At 42.0% G+C, this 26141-nt stretch carries 28 protein-coding genes; 14 read left to right on the top strand and 14 right to left on the bottom strand.

What is annotated here, in order from left to right; translation table 11 throughout:
• Positions 1–64: 64 nt before the first annotated feature.
• The 4 genes from purU (at position 65) to MSG93_RS10020 (ending at position 2991) form a co-directional block, all read left to right on the top strand.
• Positions 65–928: a formyltetrahydrofolate deformylase gene (gene purU / locus MSG93_RS10035; protein ID WP_005226672.1), complete on the top strand. Its 864-nt coding sequence runs from the start codon at positions 65–67 to the stop codon at positions 926–928.
• A gap of 208 nt (positions 929–1136) precedes the next feature.
• Positions 1137–1931, top strand: a complete 795-nt coding sequence (locus MSG93_RS10030; RefSeq protein WP_324621603.1) for a TonB family protein — start codon at positions 1137–1139, stop codon at positions 1929–1931.
• Positions 1932–1964: 33 nt separating this feature from the next.
• Complete coding sequence (locus tag MSG93_RS10025; RefSeq protein WP_004774288.1) at positions 1965–2585, top strand: MotA/TolQ/ExbB proton channel family protein; 621 nt, start codon at positions 1965–1967, stop codon at positions 2583–2585.
• Position 2586: 1 nt separating this feature from the next.
• Positions 2587–2991, top strand: coding sequence for an ExbD/TolR family protein (locus MSG93_RS10020; RefSeq protein ID WP_005226674.1), 405 nt, complete (start codon positions 2587–2589; stop codon positions 2989–2991).
• A 48-nt stretch (positions 2992–3039) separates the two neighbouring features.
• Here MSG93_RS10020 and msrA read toward each other — a convergent pair whose 3' ends face one another.
• The 5 genes from msrA to thyA all read right to left on the bottom strand — a co-directional run bounded on the left by msrA (position 3040) and on the right by thyA (position 6721).
• Entirely contained in the window at positions 3040–3564 is a 525-nt protein-coding gene (gene msrA / locus MSG93_RS10015) for a peptide-methionine (S)-S-oxide reductase MsrA (RefSeq protein WP_005226675.1), read from the bottom strand.
• A 106-nt stretch (positions 3565–3670) separates the two neighbouring features.
• Complete coding sequence (locus MSG93_RS10010) at positions 3671–4147, bottom strand: META domain-containing protein (protein WP_005280608.1); 477 nt, start codon at positions 4145–4147, stop codon at positions 3671–3673.
• A gap of 127 nt (positions 4148–4274) precedes the next feature.
• Positions 4275–5330 (bottom strand): DUF4105 domain-containing protein, encoded by a 1056-nt coding sequence (locus tag MSG93_RS10005; RefSeq protein ID WP_032870757.1) that lies wholly within the window; start codon positions 5328–5330, stop codon positions 4275–4277.
• A gap of 18 nt (positions 5331–5348) precedes the next feature.
• Positions 5349–5858 (bottom strand): dihydrofolate reductase, encoded by a 510-nt coding sequence (locus MSG93_RS10000; RefSeq protein ID WP_324621598.1) that lies wholly within the window; start codon positions 5856–5858, stop codon positions 5349–5351.
• Positions 5859–5878: 20 nt separating this feature from the next.
• Entirely contained in the window at positions 5879–6721 is an 843-nt protein-coding gene (gene thyA, locus MSG93_RS09995; protein WP_324621597.1) for a thymidylate synthase, read from the bottom strand.
• Positions 6722–6892: 171 nt separating this feature from the next.
• Between thyA and MSG93_RS09990 the strand changes: the two genes are divergently transcribed.
• Positions 6893–7717, top strand: coding sequence for a YwqG family protein (locus MSG93_RS09990; protein ID WP_324621595.1), 825 nt, complete (start codon positions 6893–6895; stop codon positions 7715–7717).
• 49 nt (positions 7718–7766) lie between these two features.
• On the opposite strand, the gene MSG93_RS09985 is transcribed toward MSG93_RS09990, so the two are convergent.
• The 3 genes from MSG93_RS09985 to MSG93_RS09975 all read right to left on the bottom strand — a co-directional run bounded on the left by MSG93_RS09985 (position 7767) and on the right by MSG93_RS09975 (position 10012).
• Positions 7767–8342, bottom strand: a complete 576-nt coding sequence (locus MSG93_RS09985) for a xanthine phosphoribosyltransferase (protein WP_005226682.1) — start codon at positions 8340–8342, stop codon at positions 7767–7769.
• A gap of 88 nt (positions 8343–8430) precedes the next feature.
• On the bottom strand, positions 8431–9135 hold the full coding sequence (locus MSG93_RS09980) for a DUF3108 domain-containing protein (protein ID WP_032870764.1): 705 nt from the start codon (positions 9133–9135) through the stop codon (positions 8431–8433).
• A 196-nt stretch (positions 9136–9331) separates the two neighbouring features.
• Complete coding sequence (locus MSG93_RS09975) at positions 9332–10012, bottom strand: hypothetical protein (protein WP_005280587.1); 681 nt, start codon at positions 10010–10012, stop codon at positions 9332–9334.
• 243 nt (positions 10013–10255) lie between these two features.
• On the opposite strand from MSG93_RS09975, the gene MSG93_RS09970 reads away from it, so the two are divergent.
• Positions 10256–11143 carry a TonB family protein gene (locus MSG93_RS09970; RefSeq protein WP_324621594.1) on the top strand — a complete coding sequence of 296 codons (888 nt, stop codon included), beginning with the start codon at positions 10256–10258 and terminating at the stop codon, positions 11141–11143.
• Between the two features lie 287 nt (positions 11144–11430).
• Positions 11431–13605, top strand: a complete 2175-nt coding sequence (locus tag MSG93_RS09965) for a TonB-dependent siderophore receptor (RefSeq protein WP_005280581.1) — start codon at positions 11431–11433, stop codon at positions 13603–13605.
• 69 nt (positions 13606–13674) lie between these two features.
• Here MSG93_RS09965 and MSG93_RS09960 read toward each other — a convergent pair whose 3' ends face one another.
• The 4 genes from MSG93_RS09960 to miaB all read right to left on the bottom strand — a co-directional run bounded on the left by MSG93_RS09960 (position 13675) and on the right by miaB (position 17336).
• The gene (locus MSG93_RS09960) at positions 13675–13974 is read right to left on the bottom strand and encodes an antibiotic biosynthesis monooxygenase family protein (protein WP_005226696.1); all 300 of its coding nucleotides are present in this window, start codon (positions 13972–13974) and stop codon (positions 13675–13677) included.
• 11 nt (positions 13975–13985) lie between these two features.
• Positions 13986–14471, bottom strand: coding sequence for an rRNA maturation RNase YbeY (gene ybeY / locus MSG93_RS09955; protein ID WP_324621593.1), 486 nt, complete (start codon positions 14469–14471; stop codon positions 13986–13988).
• A gap of 299 nt (positions 14472–14770) precedes the next feature.
• A complete protein-coding gene (locus MSG93_RS09950) occupies positions 14771–15844 on the bottom strand; it encodes a PhoH family protein (protein WP_032870775.1) in 1074 nt (357 codons plus the stop codon).
• Positions 15845–15884: 40 nt separating this feature from the next.
• Positions 15885–17336, bottom strand: a complete 1452-nt coding sequence (gene miaB / locus MSG93_RS09945; protein ID WP_324621592.1) for a tRNA (N6-isopentenyl adenosine(37)-C2)-methylthiotransferase MiaB — start codon at positions 17334–17336, stop codon at positions 15885–15887.
• Between the two features lie 299 nt (positions 17337–17635).
• Here miaB and MSG93_RS09940 point away from each other — a divergent pair, with 299 nt between their 5' ends.
• The 4 genes from MSG93_RS09940 (at position 17636) to MSG93_RS09925 (ending at position 21812) form a co-directional block, all read left to right on the top strand.
• Positions 17636–19543 (top strand): lytic transglycosylase domain-containing protein, encoded by a 1908-nt coding sequence (locus MSG93_RS09940; protein WP_171062213.1) that lies wholly within the window; start codon positions 17636–17638, stop codon positions 19541–19543.
• 44 nt (positions 19544–19587) lie between these two features.
• Positions 19588–20256, top strand: coding sequence for a hypothetical protein (locus MSG93_RS09935; RefSeq protein ID WP_005226706.1), 669 nt, complete (start codon positions 19588–19590; stop codon positions 20254–20256).
• Positions 20257–20423: 167 nt separating this feature from the next.
• Positions 20424–21410: a malate dehydrogenase gene (locus MSG93_RS09930; RefSeq protein ID WP_005226708.1), complete on the top strand. Its 987-nt coding sequence runs from the start codon at positions 20424–20426 to the stop codon at positions 21408–21410.
• A 156-nt stretch (positions 21411–21566) separates the two neighbouring features.
• Positions 21567–21812 (top strand): DUF2789 family protein, encoded by a 246-nt coding sequence (locus MSG93_RS09925; protein WP_005280568.1) that lies wholly within the window; start codon positions 21567–21569, stop codon positions 21810–21812.
• Positions 21813–21834: 22 nt separating this feature from the next.
• On the opposite strand, the gene MSG93_RS09920 is transcribed toward MSG93_RS09925, so the two are convergent.
• Positions 21835–22362 carry a hypothetical protein gene (locus MSG93_RS09920; protein ID WP_324621591.1) on the bottom strand — a complete coding sequence of 176 codons (528 nt, stop codon included), beginning with the start codon at positions 22360–22362 and terminating at the stop codon, positions 21835–21837.
• A gap of 64 nt (positions 22363–22426) precedes the next feature.
• Positions 22427–23038 carry a 2OG-Fe(II) oxygenase gene (locus MSG93_RS09915; RefSeq protein ID WP_324621589.1) on the bottom strand — a complete coding sequence of 204 codons (612 nt, stop codon included), beginning with the start codon at positions 23036–23038 and terminating at the stop codon, positions 22427–22429.
• A 120-nt stretch (positions 23039–23158) separates the two neighbouring features.
• Between MSG93_RS09915 and MSG93_RS09910 the strand changes: the two genes are divergently transcribed.
• The 3 genes from MSG93_RS09910 to MSG93_RS09900 are packed head-to-tail and all read left to right on the top strand — an operon-like array spanning position 23159 to position 25964.
• Positions 23159–24016, top strand: coding sequence for a 23S rRNA (adenine(2030)-N(6))-methyltransferase RlmJ (locus MSG93_RS09910; RefSeq protein ID WP_005280560.1), 858 nt, complete (start codon positions 23159–23161; stop codon positions 24014–24016).
• Between the two features lie 38 nt (positions 24017–24054).
• Entirely contained in the window at positions 24055–24888 is an 834-nt protein-coding gene (gene pssA, locus MSG93_RS09905; protein WP_005226718.1) for a CDP-diacylglycerol--serine O-phosphatidyltransferase, read from the top strand.
• A gap of 17 nt (positions 24889–24905) precedes the next feature.
• Positions 24906–25964 carry a DUF6670 family protein gene (locus MSG93_RS09900; protein WP_324621588.1) on the top strand — a complete coding sequence of 353 codons (1059 nt, stop codon included), beginning with the start codon at positions 24906–24908 and terminating at the stop codon, positions 25962–25964.
• Positions 25965–26141: the final 177 nt, after the last annotated feature.

The raw sequence follows: 26141 nt of genomic DNA, 5'->3' as shown, positions 1-26141 counted from the left end.
GGCAAAAAAGGGTTAGAATGCCCGGCTTGATTTTAATTTGATTCGAATAAGTGATATTAACCAAATGAACACGACTACAGCCCACACAGCGCGATTACTGATTACTTGTGAAGACAAGCCGGGGATCGTGCAAGCCGTATCGAGCTTTTTGTATCATCAGGGAGCAAACATTACCGCACTTGATCAGTACGCAACAGAAGCTCAGGGCGGGCGTTACTTCATGCGTGTTGAATTTGAACTTGATAATTTGCCATCTCGTAAAGAAGCGCTTATGCAGACTTTTGCTGTAAATGTGGCTGAACGTTATGAAATGCAATGGAAAATGAATTTCGTTGGCGAGTTGAAAAAAGTCGGTATTCTGGTGTCGAAAGTTGACCATGCTTTACTAGAACTGTTATGGCGTCATGCGCGTGGTTCATTACCATGTGAAATTACCCAAGTGATTTCAAACCATCCAGATTTGCGTGAAGCGGTTGAAAACTTCGGTATTCCTTTCCATGTTGTCCCAGTAAATAAAGACAATAAAGCTGAAGCGTATGCTCAGATTGATGAAATGATGCAAGGTAACGATTTATTGGTGTTGGCGCGTTACATGCAGATTCTCAGCGAAGACTTTGTTGCGAAATGGGAAATGAAGATTATCAATATTCACCATTCATTCCTGCCTGCTTTCGTGGGTGCAAATCCATATAAGCAAGCCTATGAGAAAGGCGTGAAACTGATTGGTGCAACAGCACACTATGTGACGGCTGATCTCGATCAAGGCCCGATCATTGAGCAGGACGTTGAACGTGTGAGCCATGACTATAACGTTGAACAGCTGCGTGAGTTAGGTGAAGACGTTGAACGTAATGTCTTGGCACGTGCGGTGAAATGGCATTTAGAAGACCGTATTATTGTAGATGGCAATAAAACCGTAGTGTTCTAAGAAACGCTATCCTGCCGTTGTATAAAAAGAACATGCCGTCAGGCATGTTTTTTTATGCCTATTTTTCAAAGCTTAGCAAATATACAAGAAAAAATGGTTGCAAATGAAAACACTTCTCATTTATTATTACGGCACTTTCATTGTTCTATCCGATGAGTGAAATCGCTTTTTTGAAAGCCTCACCATCTATATAGGTACTTAGATTCTTATGAGTCAATCTCCTGCTACATTCAACACGCCACACCCGATGAAAAAGAAAATCATCACTGCCTTAGTTGCGGTTGTGATTGGACATGTAGGAGTTCTGTGGGCGGTTAGCCACATGAAAACGATGGAGCTTAAGCCCGTCGAGAAAGAGCCGTTAAAAGTACGTTTTTTAACAATTAAAGAAGATGTACCACCACCGCCACCTCCTCCTGCAAAAGTAGAGCCGATCAAGCCTAAAGTAGAGCCTAAACCTGTAGAGAAGAAGGTAGAGCCAAAACCTGTTGAAAAGCCAAAAGTTATTGCCCAGAAAGTACAGAAGGTAGAACCAAAGGTGATTCAACAAGATGATACGCAAGAGAAATTAAAGAAACAGCAAGAGTTGGAAAAGCAGAGATTAGAGCAGCTCCAGCGGGAACAAACGTTAAAAGAGCAACAGGCTCGTGAACAGGCGTTGAAAGAACAGCAAGCCCGTGAACAAGCGCTTAGAAATCAAAGAGCAGAAGAGGAGGCCCGAAAGAGTCAGCCTGCTGCGCCTGGTGAAGTGTCTTGGTCTAGAAAACCTGCGCCTGCTTATAAAGATTCGGATTTAGAGGGTAGTGAGCGGACAATTATTGTACATATTGAAGCTGAACCCTCAGGCAAAATTTTGAATGTAACGGTAAAAAAATCAACAGGATTACCGAAATTAGATGACATCGTACTCAAAGCAGTACGAAGAGCGAAATTTAAACCAACTAAAGATGGGCGAGCTATTAATGGGGATCTCCCATTAGAGCTGGTGAAGAGTTCCTCTTAGCCTTTTGTAGCAGATTAAATCAGGAGTTCGTATATGAACTTTTCAGTTTATTGGCAACATGCAGATGCAGTAAGTAAGACACTGTATTTCATCCTATTAGCAATGTCGATTGCAACGTGGACTATTTTCATTCTGCGCATTTTAGGAACACGCCAGTTAAAACAACAGGCTTATAATCAACTGGTGCAAGCTTTGGCTGCGCTAAAATCAAAGTTACAGCCTTTATCGTTTGAACAACGTAAAGCTGTCGCTGAACAAGCATTACTTCGCCAGATCTCTGCTGAGAAATCTCAAGCAGAAAAAGGAGTATCAGTGCTTGGAACAATCGCTTCATTGGCACCGTTTGTGGGTTTGTTCGGTACAGTATGGGGAATTTTCCATGCGCTTGTTGCGGTAGGTAAAAGCGGACAGGCTGGTTTGGCTCAGGTAGCAACACCGGTCGGTGAAGCCTTGATTATGACCGGTCTAGGCCTAGCCGTCGCGATTCCTGCAGTGATGGCGTATAACATCTGTGTACGTTTCAATCGTGGCCTGGCACATGATTTACAAGATCAGGCACATAGCCTGTTAATCGATACCATGTTGCAGCAAGAAACAGCGGCAAAAACAGAAACTAAAGCGACTCAACAAAGTTTAGTTGGAGGTCAAGCTTAAAATGGGCTTTCAATTGGGTGAAGACCACGACAGTGGCATGAATGAGATGAATCTCATTCCTCTGATCGACATTATGTTGGTATTGATGATTATCTTTTTAGTCACAGCAACGGTTGCTAACCCATCAATTCCATTAAGTTTACCAAAAACAACGGCTGAAATTGTTGATCCGCCACCAAAAGCAATCACTATTAGTATTAATGACAAAGGTGAAGTGGCTTGGGATGCACAAATCATTAGCCTGGATGAGCTAGAGAAGCGTTTCCAAGAAGCGGGTCAGGCACAGACAAAACCGACGGTGCAGTTACGTGCAGATAAAGAATCAAAATATGATACGGTTGCACAAGTCATGTCGCGTGCCAGTGAAGCCGGCTTAAGTGATATTGCGTTTGTAAGTGAAAACTAAAGTGTGATCGTAATAAAAAAGCAACTCGGTGAGTTGCTTTTTTTATGTCTATTCATCTTTAAGCAGGTCAAGATACTTAGCGCGGAGTTTAGACAGCTTAGGAGGAATACTGAAGTTGCAGTAACCTTGAGACGGGTTACGGGCAAAGAAGTTCTGGTGATATTCCTCAGCCGGGTAAAACGTCGGTACCGGACTGAGCTCAGTCACAATATTCAGCCCTTCATCTTCCAGACTTTGAATGACCTGTTCAGCTTGCTGCTTTTGCTCATTATCGAAGTAATAAATCACAGAGCGATATTGGGTGCCAATATCATTACCCTGACGGTTTAATGTGGTTGGATCATGAGTGGTAAAGAATACATTCAACAATTGGGTATAGCTGATCTGCTGTTCATCAAAATCAATCAGGATGACTTCGGCATGTTGTGTATTGCCCTGACAGACTTGCTCATAGCTTGGGTTTTGGGTAATCCCGCCGGCATAGCCACTTACCACTTTTTCCACACCTTTCAGTTGTAGAAATACGGCTTCTACACACCAAAAGCATCCACCACCTAACATTGCCTGTTGCATATAACTCCCCGATTTTTAATTTTAAGCATGCCACTAACTTAAACGAACTACCCAAAAAGTAAAAGCCCGTGTTTGAAACGAGCTTTTACTTTTTATAGTAATCGCGTTAAGGAAGCGGCTGGATGACTGTTACGAAGCTGACCAGTACTTTGCCTGATGCATCCATGAATTTAAGCTCATGGCCTTTCAGTTCATAGTTGGTGGTACTGGCCAAAGCATTTGCATATTGGCGAGAAAGGGCACTGTTGTCCTTGCCGATACATGCCATCATGGTTGAAGCAATTGGGCCTAGGCGTAAGATTGAACCTTGGCTTTCAAATGTCCCCTGAATCTGGTTACAGCCATCTGCACCAAAGAAACGCTTGCCTTGAGCATCGAACTGAATGGCTGGATGTTTGCCAGAAAGATCATTGCTTTTAATCTCCACACCATTGATATGGGTGGCGATCCAGTTACGGTTATAAAGACCGATGCTTTCTTTCTGAGAAGCGTTTGGTGAAGTCTGGAGAGATTCTGTGGCTGCACAACCCGTCATTGCTACGGCAATTGCCAAAGTACATGTTGTTAAAAAAGGCTTTAACATAAGATTTTAAATCCGAATCATTGTGTTTCTATAAGTGTTTATTAAAAGAAAACAACATGGAGTAGCGCAGGATATTCAGTATCCTTTTGTAAATGTTCAGATACTTTTAATGAAATTAGTGGAAAAATCACTCAACTTTCGGCAAGCCTGCGCGAATTACATCCGAAAAATACTCGCTACTTTTATTGGACTGCTGATCGTACTGTTCAGCACGTGGGTTGATATGTGCCAGACGATACCATTCATTGATGCTGTAATTCTGGTTAAGTGCTTTCAGGTCGTAAAGATAGTTGGGCAAATATCCTGAAGCCAGTAAGCGATAATCTTTCGGTAATTTTTGTGGGTTAATGGCCTGAACCATATCAAATACCAGCGTAGTGCAGTTACTGGTTAGGGTGTTGTACCATTTTGCTTCACCGCGGAGCTCATCAGCCTGCTTCAGATATTCAATAAACAGCGCTTTGCGCTCGGCTGCAGGCATTTTGACCGGAAATAAATACACCTGTTCATGACGAATATTACTGCGTGTATATACAATATCTTTTTCATCTGAAGCGACTAGGCTGAGTTCATATTTACGAAAAAAACCGCCAATCGCAGAAAAATCTTCGCCTTTCTCTTTGCGGATCTCAATCGAAAATACCAAAGGCTTTTGATCGGAAAAATCAAAGCTGACCAGCGTATGTGCTATCTGTGGCCCCATCCAGTAAGAAGTGATGACATTGATCCCGGTAATTTTGTTCAGATCAATGTTTCGGTCTTCCCAGCGAATGTCATACGTCCCGTCCGCATGCCAGTCAAAGTTACGGACCTTGTGCAAGCTAACCAGATCGCCTTGTTTGCTATAGCTGAGCTGTTCGGCAACTTCTGGATTCCAGTCACGGTCTTGTCTGGCTTCGATAGAGAAATACCAAAACAGTGAGCAGGCAAAGGCAACGCAATAAATAATGATATCGGTACGGCGGCTGATGAGATGACCACTGAAATAGACACCCAGCAGGCTCAGTGCAAACAGGCTCCAGAGTACAATTGTCACCCGGCTAAAGAAGGTACCGAGCGGTTGTTGAATCCAGAGCGCAAGACAAAGCCAGACACTGGAAAGAACCACGCATAAGGTGAACAGACCGTGTAAAAGCCCGATCCCTAAGGCAATAAAAAACTCACGTGATCCTATGTTATGCATGGCAACTGCGATCCATTATTATTTTTGGTAGGTCGCAAACTCGAAAGCCACACCAGATTTTTCATCTGTATGGTGTTCTGAGTTTACTTTGTGAAAATCCTCAGAGAGTTCTGGATAATGTGCATCGCCTTGAACATCAAGTTCCACATGGGTTAACTCTAGGCGATCAGCAATACTAAGGGTTTGAGTAAAAATCTCTCCACCCCCAATAATAAATAAAGAGGCTTTTTCAGCGTGTTGTGCATCTGTAAGTGCGCCGTTTAATGCCTCTTCGATGCTGTGTGCAACTTTAACCCCTTCAAACTGCCAAGACGGATCACGGGTAATCACCCAGTTGACACGATTGGGAAGAGCACGGCCCATAGATTCAAGGGTTTTGCGACCCATGATCACCACACCACCTTGTGTGATGGCCTTGAAGTGCTTGAGATCAGCCGAGATATGCCACGGCAAAGCATTGCCTTTGCCGATACAGCGATTTTTATCCATCGCAACTACGTGAACAACTTCAGTGCCTTGCCATGCCATTTTATATTCTCTCTAATCTTTTAAACTGCAACGGGTGCTTTAATTGCTGGATGTGACTCATAGCCAACAATTTCAATATCTTCAAATTTAAAATCAAAAATATCGGTAATTTCCGGATTTAACTTTAATTCACAGAGTGGCAATGGTTCGCGAGAAAGCTGTAATTGGGCCTGCTCAAAATGGTTGGCATATAAATGTGTGTCACCACCTGTCCAGACAAAATCACCCACCCCTAAACCGCACACTTGCGCAATCATATGGGTCAGTAAGGCATAGCTGGCAATATTAAAGGGTACGCCTAAGAATACATCGGCACTGCGTTGGTACAGCTGGCAGGATAATTTGTTATCTTGGACAAAAAACTGGAACAGGGTATGACAAGGCGGCAAAGCAACTTTACCTGCTTCATTCGGGTTCCAGCCAGACACGATCAAACGACGTGAGTTTGGATTGGTCTTGATTTCATTCACCAACCATTTGATCTGGTCAAAACCATCTTGCTGATAGTTGCCATCTGCATTTTGGGTTGCGCCAAAGTTACGCCATTGGTGACCATAAACAGGGCCAAGTTCGCCTTCTGGACGGCCAAAGCGCGCCGTTTGCTCAGCCGTTGCCCATTCATCCCAGATCGTGACTTTGTTGTCTTTTAGGTATTGAACATTGGTATCGCCTTTGAGGAACCAGAGCAGCTCGATCACAATGGAACGGAAATGTACTTTTTTAGTGGTCAGTAATGGAAAACCTTGAGAAAGATCAAAGCGCATCTGATGACCGAATACTGAACGTGTTCCTGTTCCTGTACGGTCACCTTTGTCGCCGCCATTATCGAGGATATGTTGTAAAAGGTCTAAATATGTACGCATCGTCATTCCTATCGCAGATTTTGCTCGGGCTCATCTTAGCAGAATTTAGGTAATAAATAAGGGGGCAGTTAAGCGTCATTAACTGTCGTGGTACAGACTTTGTTCTCTATTTTAATTTAGCTGCTTGTTTTATATTAAGTTCTATAAATAACGACAGAGACAATCAACAAAATGAATCTTCAAGCTGAGCATTTACCGCATACTTTACATCCATACCTAGAAAAAATTTCAGCCACTATTCTGCCAACAGTTACGATGCAACTCACAACTTGTGATGACTTAAGCTTATGGCAAAGTAAGATTGGGGGAGAGCCATATTTACCTTTGGATACCGCGTATCCAGTCGATTCTAATGGCAATCCGTTGGCCTTGTTGGCGCAGTTTAATTTTGCTGAAATTCCAAGTTTACCCAATTTTCCAGACCAGGGAATTTTGCAGTTTTATATTGCAGCCGATGATTTGTATGGAATGAATTTCGATGATCAACAGCAGCAATCGGGCTTTAAGGTCTTATATTTTGATCAGGTGATTGCAGATCCATCGCAATTAAAACAGGATTTTTCCGAGCTTGAGTTCAATGAAGACACTTATTTACCATTTACGGGACAATATTCGATTGAATTTAACCTCACTTCTCAGCCCATTAGCCTCGGCGATTTTGCCTTTGCACCGAAGATCTTAGGGGTTGAAGAGCTTTACGATTTTGAAGATCGATTCGAAGGTGGCGATTTCGAAGATGATTTTATCGAACCTTATGATGAAGTTGCTTCCGCAAGTGGACATCGTTTAGGTGGTTATCCTTATTTTACCCAAACTGATCCACGTCATTATAACGACAAGGTGCAAGATTATATTTTACTTTTCCAGCTGGATACCGATGATGCCGAAAACGAAATTATGTGGGGCGATTCAGGTGTGGGGAATTTCTTTATCCATCCGGAAGATTTAAAGAATAAAGACTTTTCTAAAGTGCTATACAATTGGGATTGTTGTTAAATAAAAAAAGCGGATGAATTGTCATCCGCTTTTTTCTCGTTTTGGAATCTTATTCAGTCACAAAAGTCACTTTGCCGTCTGCTAAAGATTTAACACGAGCTAAGGACTCAACGCGGTAGCCTTTTTCAAGCAATACGTCGCGACCCGGCTGGAATGATTTTTCAATCACAATACCAACGCCAACCACTTCAGCATTTGCTTGGTGGATCAAGTCGATGAGACCTAAAGCAGCCTGACCATTGGCAAGGAAGTCATCAATCACTAGCGCTTTGTCGCTTGAGCTGATGTGCTTGTTCGAAATCGCAATGGTGCTTTCAGTTTGTTTGGTAAACGAGAACACTTTAGAACGGTAAAGGTCGTCTTTGAGTGTTAATGACTGGTATTTACGGGCGAAAATAACAGGAACGCCAAGTTCTAAACCTGCCATGATTGCAGGTGCAATACCTGAAGCTTCGATGGTAATAATTTTAGTAATACCTGCATCTTTAAAGCGAGCGGCAAACTCTTTACCAATCAGCTGCATTAACACAGGATCGATTTGGTGGTTTAAGAAAGCATCAACTTTCAACACCTGATCAGATAGAACGATACCTTCATTTAAGATTTTCTGTTCTAAAGCGTACACGGGAGAATCCTCTAAACGGATGCTTGTTCAAGCAAAGGCATATTTTAAAAAGCATCAAAAAAAATGCAAGCCAAAATTGACCAGTTGCTTAGTTTGTTTTACCCGAATAACCGGTTAATAACAGTCCGTAAGACGATTTTCCATCATTATGTGCCATTTTTACTGGCAGATAGTCAAGTTTTGGTGCTAACCAGAACACGGTATTACGTTCAGGTTTATCATGCTGCATGACCACTTTAATGGCATCGAATGTTCCATAAGGGGTCTTGATACTTTCAGTACCCTGTTTGACAAAACGACGTTCATCCAAAGCTTTGGCATCTGCAATCAAGTATTTGCTTTTCAGAGCATTATTTTTCAAATCTTCACGGATTTGCAATTCGGCATTGAGCTCATCCAGCGCGCCCGCCTGCCATGCAAATGAACGGCTCTGGTCATCCTTTTTGGTATTCACCACTTTACTGCTTGGGTTGAAATTAATATTCATTGTATTGTTGTGAATCAGGATCTTACTGCTACGGCTGAAATTTTGTGAGGTAATTTTGTTATTGGCAAAATTAAACTGGCTGGTTTCAGAGGCAGACGCAATCGCACCAGCTTTGGCATTGAACTTATAGGTCCAGTTATTGCCTTGTTGGGAAAGGGTACGTGTTGCAGAACCCAGATTTTTATTGTTGTAGCTAAACTGATAGCTAGCCTGGAAAGGTGCCATCGCCAATGCATGACTAGATAAGCTTGCACTTAAAATGGCCGCAGAGGTAATACCCGCTACTTTCAAAAATTTCTTTGTCATAACATTCTATCCTCTGAGTGATCTGGATAAGTTAATCACTCATTTCAAACTACGATTGAACACTATTATGCTGCTAGATTGTGAAGAAAAGATCAGGCTTTTTACTAAGCGCTTGTTAATTTTTCGTATAAATCATGAAGTTGTGTATAGGCGTGGTATGGGTTATGGTGCAACATACCACCGAATAATCAATTTGTTACTGCTTAGGGTCTTTTTGCTGAATCGGGGTGACTTCAGTATCTTCCAGCCCATCTTCATCAAAGTCGTCATCGTTTGATGGCGACAGAATTGCAGCCAGATTAACATTGCCCCAGACGATTAACTCTGCTGGACGAACCCGGGCTCGGTTTACATGCACTTTGCTCAGCGTTTCGATAATACTGGCTTTCTTGCCAAGCCAGCGATTCAGGTCCAGATAAAGCAATTCATCCTTGACTTTGACGATATCAAAATGTTCCAGGATTTTACCTAGAGGATCTTCTTCACGAAATTTCTGGTAATACCAGATGGCAATATAAAAGCCCCATTTCTGAAAAATATTCTTGAATTTTGCTTCAATGACCTGAGTATTGCTGATCTGTTCAAACACCATCAGTTGTACGTTTTGATTCATTTCCATCTGAATCAATTTCAAGTCGACCGAGAGCGTGGTATGCAAGCCTTTTACATCTAGCGTGGTATATAAGCGTAACCAGCCATCATATAAATCGGCATGTAGGTCTTGCATCATGTCGACATTTTCTGTGACATAACGCTCCATGGTGGCATTCACAAAAACTTGTGAAAGCGAAAATTCTCTTTCTTCTTCGATGAATTCTTCTGCTTTTTGGTAAACTTTACGTAGACGTTTAAAAACGGACGAGATTAGCGTTTGCATAAAAGTTGTTCCAGAAAGTGAATTGATAGGTCATGCAATACCACGATCTTTGTATTAACTAAAAATAAAAATAAATTTCTAACTTGCAGTGTAGCAAAATTAATTGCTACATTTTCATAAAATGATGTTATGGAAACACTGTAACTATAAGTGGATCACATTTTTGTAAACTTTTGAATATTGTTTGGGTTTTTATACGGTTATCACCGTTGGGGATGAGGCATTTTTTGCCGCTTGAATCGCATGTGGAATAAAATAAATTTTCGTTCAGCGCTGTCTGGTTATTGGTGGCAAGATCCGCTTTTTGTAGGGGCGGTTGCTTTGGCGATGCTGCTGCATGGTACTGTGCTGGCTATTCATTTTACCATGCCATCGCCTGCAGATACCTCAACCAAAGAAATTGCAGTCACTGTGCGTCCCAGTGCGGATAAAGTCAAAGAGGCGGATTTTCTGGCCCAGGCGGATCAACAGGGTTCGGGTGATTTCCGTCAAGCGCATCGTATGGCCAGTGATATGCCAGCGCCCATGCAGGCTGATGCGACAACAGGCGAGTCTACACTAGAAAGTCTGGAAAAAGTTCAGCAGAAACGTGAGCTCAAGTTTGAAGAAAAAGTATTAATGACAGTTTTAAGCTGGCAAAAACAGGCAGAACAAAGCGAACGTAAAAAGACTTTGGATGAGTTACAAAGCCAGTTTCAGGCCAAGGCCGCGATGGTAGCGAGCTTGGAAGCACAATATTTACAACGGCAGCAAAATTTTAGCCGCAAACAACGCATTAAAACGGTTGATGGCATTCAAGCCAAACAAGATGCATCCGCTGCCTATCTGGATAAGTTCCGTCAAAAAGTCGAATTGTATGGCAACCGTTATTATCCGGATGAGGCAAAGCAGCAACGTTTAGCCGGAGAAGTGCGTTTAATGGTGATTCTGAATGCGGAGGGCGGGATTCGGGCGATTCGTTTAATCGAAAGTTCGGGGCATTCCATTTTGGATGAAGCTGCTAAAGCGTCAGTGCGCCGTGGTGCACCATTTGGAGCATTTGATGCAGCGATGAAAAAGGATATTTCGGAGTTGCGAATTATACGGACTTGGCGTTTTGACCCCGTCGATGCAGAGTTTGAAGTGCATTGAAGTCAGGTATATTTTCTGATTGGAATTTATGATGATTAAAAACCAAATTAAATATATATAAAAATCAAATGATTATATTTTTTAGTGAATTTTTTATAATTTAAATTAATTAAAAACAATAGTTTAAATTTATTTATCAATTATTGAATTGATAATAAAAACAATTATCATTTGCAGTGTCTTTTTGTTAAATCTCCTTTTTGAAAATGAATGCATCCTTCTTTAAATTTTCGGGGGGAAGGATATGCATGTTTTCAAATGCACTTCCCTTTATAAGGACATATTTCATGCACCAAGATCCGACTTTGAGCCTGTTTAAAGCGCACCCGCTTGTATTGGCGATGGCAACAATTATTTTTCCATCATTGGCTTTTGCAGAAAGTAAACCATCTAATGACACTGCACAGTTGCCAACGATTACAGTCAAAGCTGAACAAAGTGATCGGGCAAAGACCGAAGGAACTGGAAGTTACACAGCTAAAAGTACCAATACTGCGACTAAATTTGATTTGTCTTTGAGAGATACTCCTCAAGCTGTGAAAGTTTATACACGTGAATATTTGGATGACCGAAATATTGATTCTTTTCAAGATTTCATGAGTAATGTCACGGGAGTAACTGTTTCTCGTACAGATGAGCGTCAAAGTTATTTTGCCCGTGGCTTTCAGGTGGATTATCACCTGATCGATGGCATGCCAAGTACATCATCACTTGCAGAAGGTGATTTGGATTTGGGAATCTATGATCGCGTTGAAGTCGTCAAAGGAGCCAATGGCTTAAACTCGGGCGCAGGTAACCCTTCGATGGGAATAAATATGGTACGTAAACGTGCCAATGCCAAAGAATTCACAGGTAATGTGAATGCATCTGTTGGGTCATGGAATCGCTATACTAGTTCTGCGGATCTTTCGAATGCATTAAATGCAGATGGTTCTTTACGTGGGCGAGTTTATATAAAGCACTCAGATGAAGACTCCTTTATGGATTTCTTCTCAAGAGAACGTAATATTGTTTATGGTGCAATTGACTATGATGTTACGGATAAAACAAATTTATCCTTTGCAGCGACCTACCAAGAATTAAATCGTGATGGAATACGTTGGGGAGGCTTACCTGCTTTTTATAATGATGGGACGCGGACCAAATTTGATCGCTCTCTAACAGTGAGTTCAGACTGGACGTACTGGAATGTTAATACAACAGCAGTTTTTGCTGGCTTAAAACAGAATCTTTTTAATGATGTAAATTTAAATATTGCCTATTCCTTTCAGCGAAATGATAAAGAAACCGCCTTACTTTATATTGATGGCAAGGTCGATAAGGCAACTAATAAAAGTCTAGGTTCTGTTTCAGTGTATTCGTCAGATGCTCGTAATGATGAAAATAACATTGATATGTATATATCAGCACCTTTCACCATTGCAGATCGTAAGCAAGAAATTATATTGGGTGGTTCATGGAATAAAAGTGAATTGGTCAATAGTCGTTATGGAACCATTCAAGGAAAGGACAAAGGAACAAATGATCTGGATATTGATAAATGGAAACAACTCGATTTTTCCGATATGAATACCAAGTTGCTTACTCCTATTACCAATCCACAGAAATTGCCAGGTAATACAACGACTCAAACAGGTGTTTATATTGCAGGTAAATTCCAAGTGCTTGATCCATTAAAAGTGGTGGCAGGAGCAAGACTGTCGAACTGGGAATATGAGTCTGAAGATGGTAAGGGGAATCGTGAATTCAAAGATCAAGTCACGCCTTATGTAGGGCTTGTCTATGATTTTGCTCAAGATCATTCTTTCTATGCAAGTTATACCGATATTTTTAAACCGCAAAATCGTCGTGATGTAAATGCGAATTACATTGATCCGATTATTGGTCGAAATTATGACACAGGTATAAAAAGTGAATGGTTTGGTGGCCGCCTAAATACTGCGCTTTCTATATTCAGAATTGAACAAAGTAATTTTGCTGAGGAGCTCTCAGGCGTAACCGTTATTGGTGTTAAACCTGATGAAAAAGCATATAGAGCTGTTGATGGGGTTGTTAGTAAAGGGGTTGAGCTTGAAATTGATGGTGAAATAAACCAGAACTGGGGCGTGAATTTTGGTATCGCAAACTTTGAAGCCAAAGATGCTAAAGATCAGAAAGTAGCAGTCAATAGTGCTCGTACCACATCAAATTTATTTGTTAAATATAAAGCGGAACAATGGAATGCAGGCTTTGGTGTAAATTATAGAGGAAAAACTTATACGGGAACTGGTGCCAGTTTGATTGAGCAAGATGAGGTTTTCTTGCTGAGTGCAATGTTGGGTTATAAAGTTGATCAAAATATCAGTGTGCAACTTAACTTAGATAATTTATTAGACAAAGAATATTATGATGGTATTGGTGCAAATAGTATGAACTATGGAGCGCCACGGAATGCAACATTGACTTTCCGCTACCAATTCTAAAATTGAATCAATAAAAAAACGGCTAGATTCAGCCGTTTTTATGCGGTTTGTGGATAAGTTTGTCTTTATTCACAATTCCTTTTGACTGGAATAGGCTCGTTCAATCTTACAGATTTCAACGCTAAAGTCCTGATACCATTTTTGTTGACCCAAGCGCTGGGCTACTTGATGTTCTGCATCTTGTTGCCAACGTTGAATATCTTCAAGGCTATGCCAATAAGACAGGGCAATTTCAAAACCATTTTCACTGCATGCTTCAAACTTGGCACAGTTAAACTGGCTCAAGGCTTTATGTCTGAGCATTTGGGCCATGTCTGAATACGTTGCATCAAGTTGTTTGATCGTGGCTTTAAAAATAACGATATACATAGGACCTTGGATTAGCTTTCATCGGCTTGGTAAGGATTGGCGATTCCCAGTTTTTTCAGAATCTCGATTTCCAAAGCTTCCATCTCTTCAGCTTCAGCTTCGCTAGTCTCATGGTCATAACCGAGTAAATGTAAAACGCCATGGACCAGTAAATGATTGAAATGATCATTTGGTGTTTTTTGCTGTTCAGCGGCTTCTTGTAAAACCACAGGAATACAAATCACCAAATCCCCTAAAGGCTCTGCATCGAGTAAGCTGAGCATTTCCTCTGGGATGTCACAGGGGAAAGACAGCACATTGGTCGGTTTGTCTTTTTCACGATATTGTAGGTTGAGTTCATGGCTTTCTGCGATGTCGACACAGGCAATTCCGATTTCGCAATTGACATCGAAACCGACATGACGCAGTGCAGTTTCGATATTTTTTTTGATTTGCCCACGTTTGAGTGGCAATTCAGCAGCTTGAAAGTCTTGTTGAAGACTTAAATTGATTTTCAAAATAGATCCTTAGATATAAATTAGATCTACGAACTTAGATTGAGTCTAAGAAATGTAGATAAAGATCATAGTGGAATCTTGCCACATTCTCATCCATTTGCTGGATAAGCCTTCGGCGCGACCTACTTTTGTTTTGGCAAAAGTAGGCAAAACCTGATTTTACATTTATTGTAACGTTAGATCCGCATCCTTCATTCACAGCATAGCTGTTCATCTTGCGCTCAGACAAAGCATAGCTTTGTTTATCTTCGCTCAGGTTGCGAATGACAGCTCCCAGTATCGAATTAGATTAATATTATTTAATGCTGGGCATCAGCTTTCTCATCATTTTCTGCAATCAGTGCTTCTTGTTTGGCTTTGCGTTCGGCGCGGGCTTCTGCTGACAAGCGTTGCTGCTCATTATCCCAGCCTTCGTAAGCTTCAACAATTTTTTGTACCAATTGATGGCGCACGACATCACGTGAGTGGAAACGGGTGATATGAATTTCATGCACATTTTCCAGTACCCGTAAGGCTTGTGCCAAACCGGATTGCTGGCCGCGTGGCAAGTCAACCTGAGTCACGTCACCGGTGATCACGGCACGAGAGCCAAAACCTAAACGGGTCAAAAACATCTTCATCTGTTCAGGGGTGGTGTTTTGCGCTTCATCCAAAATCACGAAAGAGTGATTCAGGGTGCGTCCACGCATGTAAGCGAGCGGAGCAACTTCAATCACCTGACGTTCAATCAGTTTGGCTACTTTTTCAAAACCCAGCATTTCATACAGGGCATCGTAAAGCGGGCGCAAGTAAGGATCGATTTTCTGGGTCAGATCGCCGGGTAAGAAACCCAGCTTTTCACCTGCTTCAACCGCTGGACGAACCAGCAAAATGCGCTGAATCTCATTGCGTTCCAGCATATCAACCGCAGCAGCAACCGCCAGATAGGTCTTACCTGTCCCGGCAGGGCCGATACCGAATGAAATATCACTTTGTAAAATGCGTTGTACGTAACGTTTTTGATTGGCACCACGTGGGTTGATTCGCCCTTTGCGGGTCTGCAACCAAACACTGTCAAGGCCCGTATGTTCCTGTTCTGAATCATCCATGAGTTCACGGTCGGTCTGTGAACCCTGGATCATCAAATGAATGACATCGGCACTGATTTGTGAGGAAATTTCTGATTCTTGATAGAGCCGTTGCAATAGTGCTTCGGCTCTTTCGACCGCTTCTATATCACCATCGAGATAAAAGGCATCGCCACGGTGAGTAATTTTGACATCTAAACGTTGTTCGATTTGTTTTAAATGCCCGTTATACGCACCGAGCATGCTTTTTAAGCGTTCCAATTGAATCTCAGGGAACGTTACTGTACGTCGAATCGCTGCAGTCAAGATAAACCCTTTTTGTTGCTTTGTAGGAATAACCCTTACATTACGCCACGTCAGGTTCAAGATTCAAGAGTTCTCCGTAAACTAAATTTAAAGTTTTGATTTCAGTGATCTCGATCTCTGCGAAACGACCAACCCATGCGGCATCACCGATAAAGGTGACTAAACGTGTATTGTCTGCGGTACCGATTAAAACATTCGGGTCTTTATCCGATATTTTTTCAATCAGCACGCGTTCAATTTTACCGAGCATGGCATCAGTTTTATCGATACTCGATTTCTTAATCACTTCCTGAACTTGTGCAAGTCGATCTTTTTTCACTTGCTCGGGTGTGCTATCCGGTAAGTCCGATGCAGGGGTGCCCGGACGTTTTGAATAAACAAAACTGTAAGAATGATCGAAATCTAAATCTTTAATAAATTGCAAGGTTTCAGCAAAGTGTTCATCTGTTTCACCCGGGAAACCGATAATGAAGTCACTGGATAAATGCATATCTGGACGTACTTTGCGTAGCTTGGCAATTTTATCAATGTACACATCGATGGTGTGGTTACGTTTCATGGCTTGCAGTACATCGTTCGAACCACTTTGTACTGGCAAATGTAAATGCGACACCATTTGCGGTAAATCACGGTAGCACTGAATCAGATCATCTGAAAATTCAAGCGGGTGAGAGGTGGTATAGCGTAGACGACCGATTCCTGGAATCTCTGCAACCAAGCGCAATAATTCCGGGAAGCTACAGATGCCACCTTCGAAGGTTTCACCACGATAACCATTCACGTTTTGGCCTAGTAAGCTGATTTCACGAACCCCTTTTTCAGCTAAACCGGCAATTTCAGCCAGCACGTCATCCAGTGGACGTGAAACTTCTTCACCACGGGTATAAGGAACCACACAGAAAGAACAGTATTTAGAACAGCCTTCCATGATAGAGACAAATGCCTTAAAGCCTTCGACGCGTGGTTCAGGCAGGAAGTCGAACTTTTCGATATCCGGGAAAGAAATATCCACCAGTTTGATTTTTTCTTTCTTTGGCTTTTCTACTTGCTCGTTATGCTGATCCAGCATTTGTGGCAAACGGTGCAAGGTTTGCGGGCCAAAGACCATGTCGACATAGGGTGCGCGTTTTTGAATGTTGTCGCCTTCTTGAGAAGCAACACAACCACCAACACCAATCACCAGATCAGGATTTTTTTCTTTAAGTTTGCGCCAGCGGCCTAAACCACTGAAGACCTTTTCTTGGGCTTTTTCACGAATCGAACAGGTATTCATCAGCAGAATATCTGCATCATTCGGATTGTCAGTGAGCACATAACCGTGCGAATCACCTAACAAATCTGCCATACGATGACTGTCATACTCATTCATCTGACACCCTTGAGTTTCAATATATAACTTCTTAATTGAAACATCAGCGGTGTGCATGGGCTGGGTAACAGTGTTTTCTGAGGCAGCTTTTACAGCACTGGGAATGAATGTTTGAACCGTCATGCAGGCTCCTAAACAAGGTGGATTTAAATAAACCGCGGATTATAGCAGTATTTTTGCTTGTGCGCAGAGAATAAAAAACTGACAAAAATGGACAGTTTGTGAATAAAATTGTGTGAATTTTAATGAATATGAATCAGTAATTTACATAACACAACAATAGTGAGAAGCTAGACTTATTACACTATGTAAGCAGGCAAAATTGGGCATAGATATTGATGAAGATGAAAAAGCAGTGTGATTTAATAACAACAGGAAGACGTAAATCGAATAATAAGAACAGTTTCCGTCGTTTTATTGCCATGAGTGGAATGATTGCCTGCTCATCGGTCTATGCTTTGGACGAACAATTCAATGATGCCTTGCGTGCTGCCAATTCGGGTAACACGGCTTTACTCGATCAATATCAATATTCAATGCAGAATGATGCATTGGGTTATTATCCGGAATATTGGAAACTGAATACCAATCTCGGTTTTCAGCCAGCGACGTCCATTATCAGTTTTGCTCAGCGTTACCCGCAATCCGCAATGGCTGAAAAACTCGCGGCCGATTATGTCGAAGAAAAAGTCAAACAGGCCAGCTTCGCCGATGCCAAGCCCGTACTGAGTTATGTCACCAATCCTGATCAGGAAGAAAGTTGTGCGGTGGCACAAGTGCGTGCCAAGACGGGCGATAGTCTGGTTTTTGCCGAATATAAAGACATCTGGCTGACCACCAGTACTCAACCTGAATCGTGTAATGGCTTGGGACGTTTAATGCTGTCTAGCCCGTTAATGAGTACTCAAGATCGTCAGCAACGTTTGTGGGGACAATTGCGCGCAGGTCAATCTGGCCCAGCAATTGCGACAGCTCAAACTATGGGCTTGAATCTTTCACTGGCTCAGTTTAACCAGATTCAGGCCAATCCATTGGGTTATTTATGGAGTGCGCCTAAGTCCAATGATGCCGATTATGCCTATCTGATTTTTGCCTTAGGCCGTGTTGCCGATAGTGACTTAACCAATGCGCTAGGCAATGTGCAGCGTGTGGTTCAGGATGTGCCTCAACCTGTACAGAAATATCTTTACCGCACCATTGGCTATGTCGGTGGTACCACTGTGATGAAAAACGGTTTTAATCGTGAAGTACTGAACGCGTTTGATCAGAGTTATGGTTATCCATTTAGCCCGGAAGAAGCTGAAATCTACGCGCGTCAAGCGATTCGTTTCGGGGCCTGGGAAAGTCTGATTCGTGCCATTGATGCGATGTCGGTAACCCAAAAACAGGAAGATCGCTGGCAGTACTGGTTAGCACGTGCCTCTGAGCAACGTTCCGATGGTGGTTCCAAGCAGGCGGCTCAGCAGATTTATCGTAAACTGGCACAAGGTGGCGACGATTATCATAATTTGTTAGCCAAAGACCGTATCGGCGAACGCTATAACCATCAGCCTTATAACGAACAGCCGAGCGCTCAAGATACTCAGCGTCTGAACCAGAATATTCATTTTCGCCGTGCCTTTGCGTTAAGAAATATCAATGCACCTGCAAACTATACCAACCGTGAATGGAACTGGGCTGTACGACAGGCTTATTTGCAACATGATGATGGTTTGTTGCTTGCTGCAGCAAAACGTGCGCATGACATGGGCTGGTATGATCGTGCCATTTATGCGGCTGACCGGACCACTTCTCGTCATAACGATACCTATCGTTATGCAACACCGCACCGCAGCAATGTCACCAGTCATAGTTACAATGCTGGTATTGATCCCGCTTGGGCATATGGTTTAATGCGCCAGGAAAGTCGTTTTGTGACCTCTGCACGTTCCAATGTCGGGGCAGGCGGTCTCATGCAGATTATGCCAAACACGGCAAAACTGATTGCACGCCAAATGGGTGAAACCTATAACCCTGCGGCATTAAGTGAAATGAATACCAATATTCGTTACGGTACCTATTACCTTTCAATGATCCAGAGTCAATTGAGTGGCAGTTCGGTACTGGCAACGGCAGGCTATAACGCTGGTCCGAATCGTGCCCGTCGTTGGCAGCCGGATAATCAGACCATGGCCGCAGATCAGTACACCGAAACCATTCCATTACTGGAAACACGTGACTATGTGAAACATGTCATGACCAATGCCACGCACTATGGTGTGGTACTGGGACAAGGCGCACAGTCGTTAGAAAAACGCATGAGTACCATACCTGTGCGCAATAGTCCTTAAACACACGAAGATGTTTAATTGAGATAATGAAGTTTTTGCATTTGATGAAAGCCGTCGACTTATTAAAAGGGCAGTGGATGAAAGCGATACAGGCATTGATCTGTTATCTGGCCTTATCATTCGCTGCACCGTTATATGCAGCTGATAAACAGGATGTTGCCGGTTATGTCATGCATGTACAAATGACGCCTGCTGCCTGCGCATTTGATTCATCAAGACAAAAACAACGTAAATGTCTGGAAGGCTATTCGCTGACCATTGCAAGTTTGCTGCCTGAAGTGCCATTAAACCGGGATTGCTCGACCAAGACTTCTGCGAGATTGTCACCGTTACAAGCGAAAGTGGTTGCACGGGTTATGCCGGATGAAAATGCTCGGATACAACTGTGGCAGGATGTGGGTGGCTGTATGCCGATGAATGCCAGCCAATACTTTAGAACCATTATTAATTTCGCTGAACGCCTGAAAATACCGGCTGACTTGACCAGTCCAAATACCATTGAAGTACAAAAAGAAAGCCTGAGACAGCAATTTACCAAGCTCAATCCATCGTTGCCGCCAAATGGCATCCGCTTCACCTGCCAATCTTCAAAATTTAATTCGGTTTTGACGGAAATTCGGGTTTGTTATCAGAAAAATGGTCAGTATAAACAATGTGCTAGCCATATTGTGACGGGCTGCCCAAGTGAGTTTACGATTAAAGGCAGTTATTAGGCTTTTACCTAGTTTGATTTGTATTTTCTATTAGACTTTCGTTGAAATTCATTCTCTTTTACATGCATATGCATTCGCTTTAGAGTACAATCTTTGCCGTTTATGATAATTCGGTTGAATAACAATAACGTTCAATCGTGCTAACGCATCTCATTGGAGAATATCACATGAAGCAACCCGTTCGTGTTGCCGTTACAGGCGCTGCTGGTCAAATTGGTTATAGCTTATTATTCCGTATCGCAAGCGGCGAAATGTTAGGTAAAGATCAACCAGTCATTTTACAATTGCTTGAAGTTCCTTTTGAGAAAGCTCAACAAGCGCTTAAAGGCGTGATGATGGAACTTGATGACTGTGCTTTCCCGTTATTGGCAGGCATGATCGGGACTGATGATCCTAAAGTTGCATTTAAAGATGCTGATTACGCGTTATTAGTTGGTTCACGTCCACGTGGTCCAGGTATGGAACGTGCTGACTTATTAAAAGTAAATGGCGAAATCTTCATTGGCCAAGGCCAAGCATTGAACGAAGTTGCAAGCCGTGACGTTAAAGTATTGGTTGTGGGTAACCCTGCGAACACCAATGCTTACATCGCAATGAAATCTGCTCCAGATCTTCCTGCTAAAAACTTCACAGCAATGTTGCGTCTTGACCACAACCGTGCGTTGACTCAACTTGCTCAAAAAGCAGGTGTTGCAGTTTCTGACATCGAAAACATGACTGTTTGGGGTAACCACTCTCCAACCATGTATGCTGACTACCGTTTTGCAACTGCAAATGGCGTAAGCTTAAAAGACAAAATCAACGATGCGGCTTGGAATAAAGATGTGTTCCTTCCAACTGTTGGTAAACGTGGTGCTGCGATTATCGAAGCGCGTGGTTTGTCTTCAGCTGCTTCAGCTGCGAATGCTGCAATTGATCATATGCGTGACTGGGCGTTGGGTACTAACGGCAAATGGGTCACTATGGGTATTCCATCTGATGGTTCTTATGGTATTCCTGAAGGCGTAATGTTCGGTTTCCCTGTAACCACTGAAAACGGTGAATACAAAATCGTTCAAGGTTTAGAAATCGACGAATTCAGCCGTGAGCGTATCAACTTCACGCTGAACGAGCTTGAAGAAGAACGTGCAGCGATTGCTGACATGGTTAAATAATTTATCAAACTGATAAATTGAAAAAAGCACTCTCTATAGAGTGCTTTTTTTATACATGAATCACAAAAAACAACAAGAAAATATAGACATACCTAAGCATATTCGCTGAGTTTGCTGATAAATTATTTTGATCGGAAGCACTTATGGAGAATAACAATGTTTGAACAACAACCCACACTGGAACTTTTATTTGAGCAACTTGGGCTTGGGGCAGATGATGCTGCAATTGAAAGTTTTGTGAAAACGCATCAGCTCGGTGCTGACCAGAAATTGCATGAAGCCGAGTTCTGGAGTGCGGGGCAGCGAGATTTTTTAAAAAGTCACTGGGATAAAGATGATGACTGGGCCATTGTAATTGATGAACTGAATCAGCAGTTGCATGTAGACAGTACCAAGTCATGATTCGATAAAAATAAAGCTCACATTAGTGAGCTTTATTGCGTAATAGGGTACTAAACCAGTCTTCTTTACGGACTTCAACAAAAGCGGGGTGAAGCTGTAGTAATTCCAGATCATGTTCTAGGCAAGAGACATACTTTTTCAACCAGTGTCGTGTTAAGGCCTGTTCTTGCTTAACGGCAGATGCATAAGCCAAAAAGAAATAAATATCCAGATGCTCATGATGTGCCAGTGGTTTCAAAATCTGCTGAGTAATGAGGGCAAAACGTTGCTCTTTGGTCAACTCGAAATAAATCATATAAGCTTTGGCTAAAGACAACGACAGGTTGAGATACAGGCTTAAGGGCATTTCCTCATATTCAATTCGTGCCTGTTCAAGCAATACGATTGCTTCTTGCAAGAAATGCAACTGTTCCTGACGTACATGACTCAGTACAACCAGCTGTAAACGCAGGTCTGTACGCTCTAAAGCAAGTTCAGGACTATTGTTCTCTAAAAAGAGTTGGTCAGTTTCACCAATGCGTGCAATGACTTGTTTAGTTTCGTTCGACATGTATTGATCCAGAATCGTCAGTTATGCCTAGGTATATAAGGCTGTTTTTAGCAATTTAAAGGGCTTAGCCCTGATTCCAGATTGAGCTTCCACTACGTAACCATGCAGTAATCGACAGGCGCTGTTGTTTTGAGCGTAGGACCTCATGTAATAAATCGCTCTGGAAAATCGCCAGACGATTAGGCGAGGGCTGGATAATATGCCATTGACCATTTTTATCCTGCAAACGTAATTGACCGCCCCAATCCTCTTGCCAGCTTTCATGCACATAGAATACGGTGGAAATCATCCGGTCATTTTTTTGTTGCGGATTGTCACGATGCAAAGCATAAAATTCACCGGCGTTATAGCAGGCAAAATGTGCTTCTACTTCTTTGATGCCGAGATAAAAGGCCTGATTTAAGGCTTGTGAGAACTCTTCTAAAGCTTTGAGATGCTGTTGGGCAATTGGTAACTGACCATCAATCCACAGGATATGGTCACTCCGGATATGGCTGACCACACCGTTTTGTACTCCCGCTGCTCTGAATTCCGCAAGATGAGAGGTGCATTCATGAACAAGCGACTGTACATATTCATGTGAATAGACATCATCAATCACGGCAAAGCCAAATTCATTTAAATCATCCAGAATTTGCTCTAAATTCCATGATTCAGCAAGAGAGGTTGGTTGCATGGCACTCCAGTTTAGGATGGGTTGGATTAAAGTGCGATTTTAGACGATCACATCAACGCTAAAGAATACTTTTTTCTTTCATGTTAAACTACCTGCTGAATTGAGGAATAAATTGTCAACATGAATTACCGTCACCATTTCCATGCGGGTAACTTTGCCGATGTTATGAAGCATGTACTTTTGCTTCAACTGCTTGCTCGCTTAAATACGAAAGATAAACCTTATCGATATATTGATACCCATGGTGGTGCCGGTAAATATGATTTATCGACTTCTGAAGCACAAAAATCAGGTGAATTCTTAACGGGTATCCATCGTTTGGTCAAACTTGACGATTCGATTAAACGAAATGCACCGGAAGGTGTAAAACAATATCTTAAAATTGTTGAAGATATGCGTGCAGCTTCGGGTAAAGGTGCTTATCCAGGATCACCTTGGTTTGCGCTTGAAGGCATGCGTGAAACAGATAAAGCGACTGTGTTTGAAATGCAGCGTGACGTGTTTCAGCAATTATATTTTAATATTCGCGATAAACGTGCTGGCCTGCATGAGCGTGATTTTTATGAAGGTCTGATGGGAGTCATTCCACCAAAAGAAAAGCGTGGATTGGTCATGATTGACCCACCTTACGAAATCGAGCGTAAAGATTTCCCGCAGCTGGTTGAATTACTGCAAACCGCTCATAAAAAATGGCCAACAGGGGTATTCGCTGTTTGGTATCCAATCAAAGATCGCGCGATGATCGACCGTTTTGAAAAGAAAATGTTGAAAACCGGTATTCGCCGTCAATTGATTTGTGAAATTTGTGTATGGCCAGATGACACACCAGTCGGTTTGAATGGTTGTGGTTTGTTAGTGATTAATCCACCTTGGAAATTCTCGGAAGATGCGGATCAGGCATTACAATGGTTATTTCCACATTTGCGTATGAGTGAAAATGGTGGACATGCTGCAGTGCGTTGGTTGGTGGGTGAATAACCCATCAACGTCCAAATATTCTTGAGGAATTGAAAATAATGACAAATTCTCTTAAACCTGATTCTGATTTAAATAAAGATGCCCATTCTTTTGATGGCATCACTTTTGAAGTAGAAGAAGAAGAGCATACGCACGAAGGACAAAAAGTGAAACGTCGTGGCATTTATTTGTGGCCGAATTTAATTACAACGGCTGCACTTCTTTCTGGTTTCTACTCAATTATTGCCAGTATGAATGGCAATTTTAACCAGGCAATCTATGCCATCTTCTTGGCTGCATTACTTGATGGCCTAGATGGTCGCGTGGCACGTGCAATTGGTGCGCAAAGTGCATTTGGTGAACAATACGACTCACTTTCTGACTTATTGGCTTTTGGTGTGGCACCTGCAATCTTGATGTATAGCTGGAGCTTGCATGACCTTGGGCGTATTGGTTTAGCCTGTTGCTTTATCTATACCGCTTGTGCAGCTTTCCGTCTAGCGCGTTTCAATGTACAGATTGGTGTAGTGGATAAGCGCTATTTTATCGGAATTGCCAGTCCGCTTGCCGCCGTTACCGTGATTTCATTAGTATGGGTTGGTCGTGATTTCCCGTTTATCTTTGATTTACGAGATATTGTGATTCAGGTGATTAATTCGGTGGTCATGGTCGCAGTCGGTTTACTGATGATTTCGAACATCAAATACTATTCATTTAAACAAATGGATCGTAAACGTGTACCTTTTGTCGTGATGTTGCCTGTGGTCTTGATTTTTGCTGCAATCACGTACAACATTCCTGTAGGGATCTTGATTGTATGTATTCTCTATGTGCTTTCAGGCTTTGTAACGACTTTGTTTGCTAAAAAGAATGATGAAAAAATAACAACCTAAAATTCAGGAGGTTCAGTATGCCAATATTGATGAGTAATAATCAATTAAAGCAGCTGAACCTCAATAAGTCAGATGCTTTAACTTTTCACCCGCCTAAGGGTTTATTTAAAATTGTTTATCAGGCCCTGATCCTGCCGAATTTACCTGAGCCATTTCATTATTTCAATTTTATTAGCCTGATTGGGCAACCCCGTATTCCGATTTGCTATAACGCCAGTGCCATTACCACGACGGCTATTGATACAGCTACTGTTCTGGTCAGTAGCAGTGCATCCACGGTGGGGCATCTGAAAAGTTATAGTGCAAAAGAACAATGCCAGTTAGAAGTAGATCGCTATCAGTTTCTTGATGTCGATCATATTCAGGCCGATTTTCCTCATTATTATTTTAAACGGAAAGATGAAGAACTCAGTTGTCAGCTTAAGGTGAAGATCTGCACGGATATTGAAAATCACTCGGCTTTGCAATGGGGGGTGGCAGATTACTGGTATGTCTCTTGCCAATGTGAGGGTGAAATTGTTTATAAAAAACAAAAATATCAAATCGAAGCGCGAGGTGTCTTAAAACATGCCCGGGCGATTTATTTTCCTTTTATCGCTTTTCATTTTTTCACCTATCAAATTATTCAGATTCATCCTGATTTGCAAATCATCATGTCTGAACTCAGAAACCAATGGAATAATATTGTCTTTTCACGGATAGAAATACAAACAAAAGAGACCAATGTTGTCTATGAACATCAAGTTGTTCTGGATATCACACGCGTTTATCCGAAAGTCAAAACACCGAATGGACGTGAAATGTATTTGCCACGAGAGTTTATTTGGCAGTACCAAGAAAAAGATGAAGTGATTTTCCAGTTGCAGGCCAAAAGTCGGGGAGACTATAAGTTTGGTCTTGCTGCAGGATATGTAGGCAGCTTTCATTACCAGCTATTATGGAAAAATAAAAATTATGAAGGTACCGGATACTGTGAATATATCGATTGCAGACCATTACATTGGCAGGAAAAAAATAAAACCGAGCAAATAATCGACCAAATTCCGCATTTTCAGCCTTATTTGTGTAAAAAATAGACGCTTAGTTGAATTATTTAAATAAAAATTGAAAAGGGTGTTGCATCCGATCTGAAATGCTGTAGAATGCACATCCATCGGCGGTGATGCAGATAAAAACTTGTTGAGAAACAAGGATTTGGCTAAAATGGTTAGATTCTTGGGTTGGTTGATAAGTTTGCTAAATATCTAAATTAC

The sequence above is a fragment of the Acinetobacter sp. IK40 genome (assembly GCF_035615075.1).
GTDB classification, from domain to species: domain Bacteria; phylum Pseudomonadota; class Gammaproteobacteria; order Pseudomonadales; family Moraxellaceae; genus Acinetobacter; species Acinetobacter courvalinii.
The sequence above is the reverse complement of the archived record's forward strand: the minus strand, read 5'-3'. Positions and strand labels throughout refer to the sequence as shown.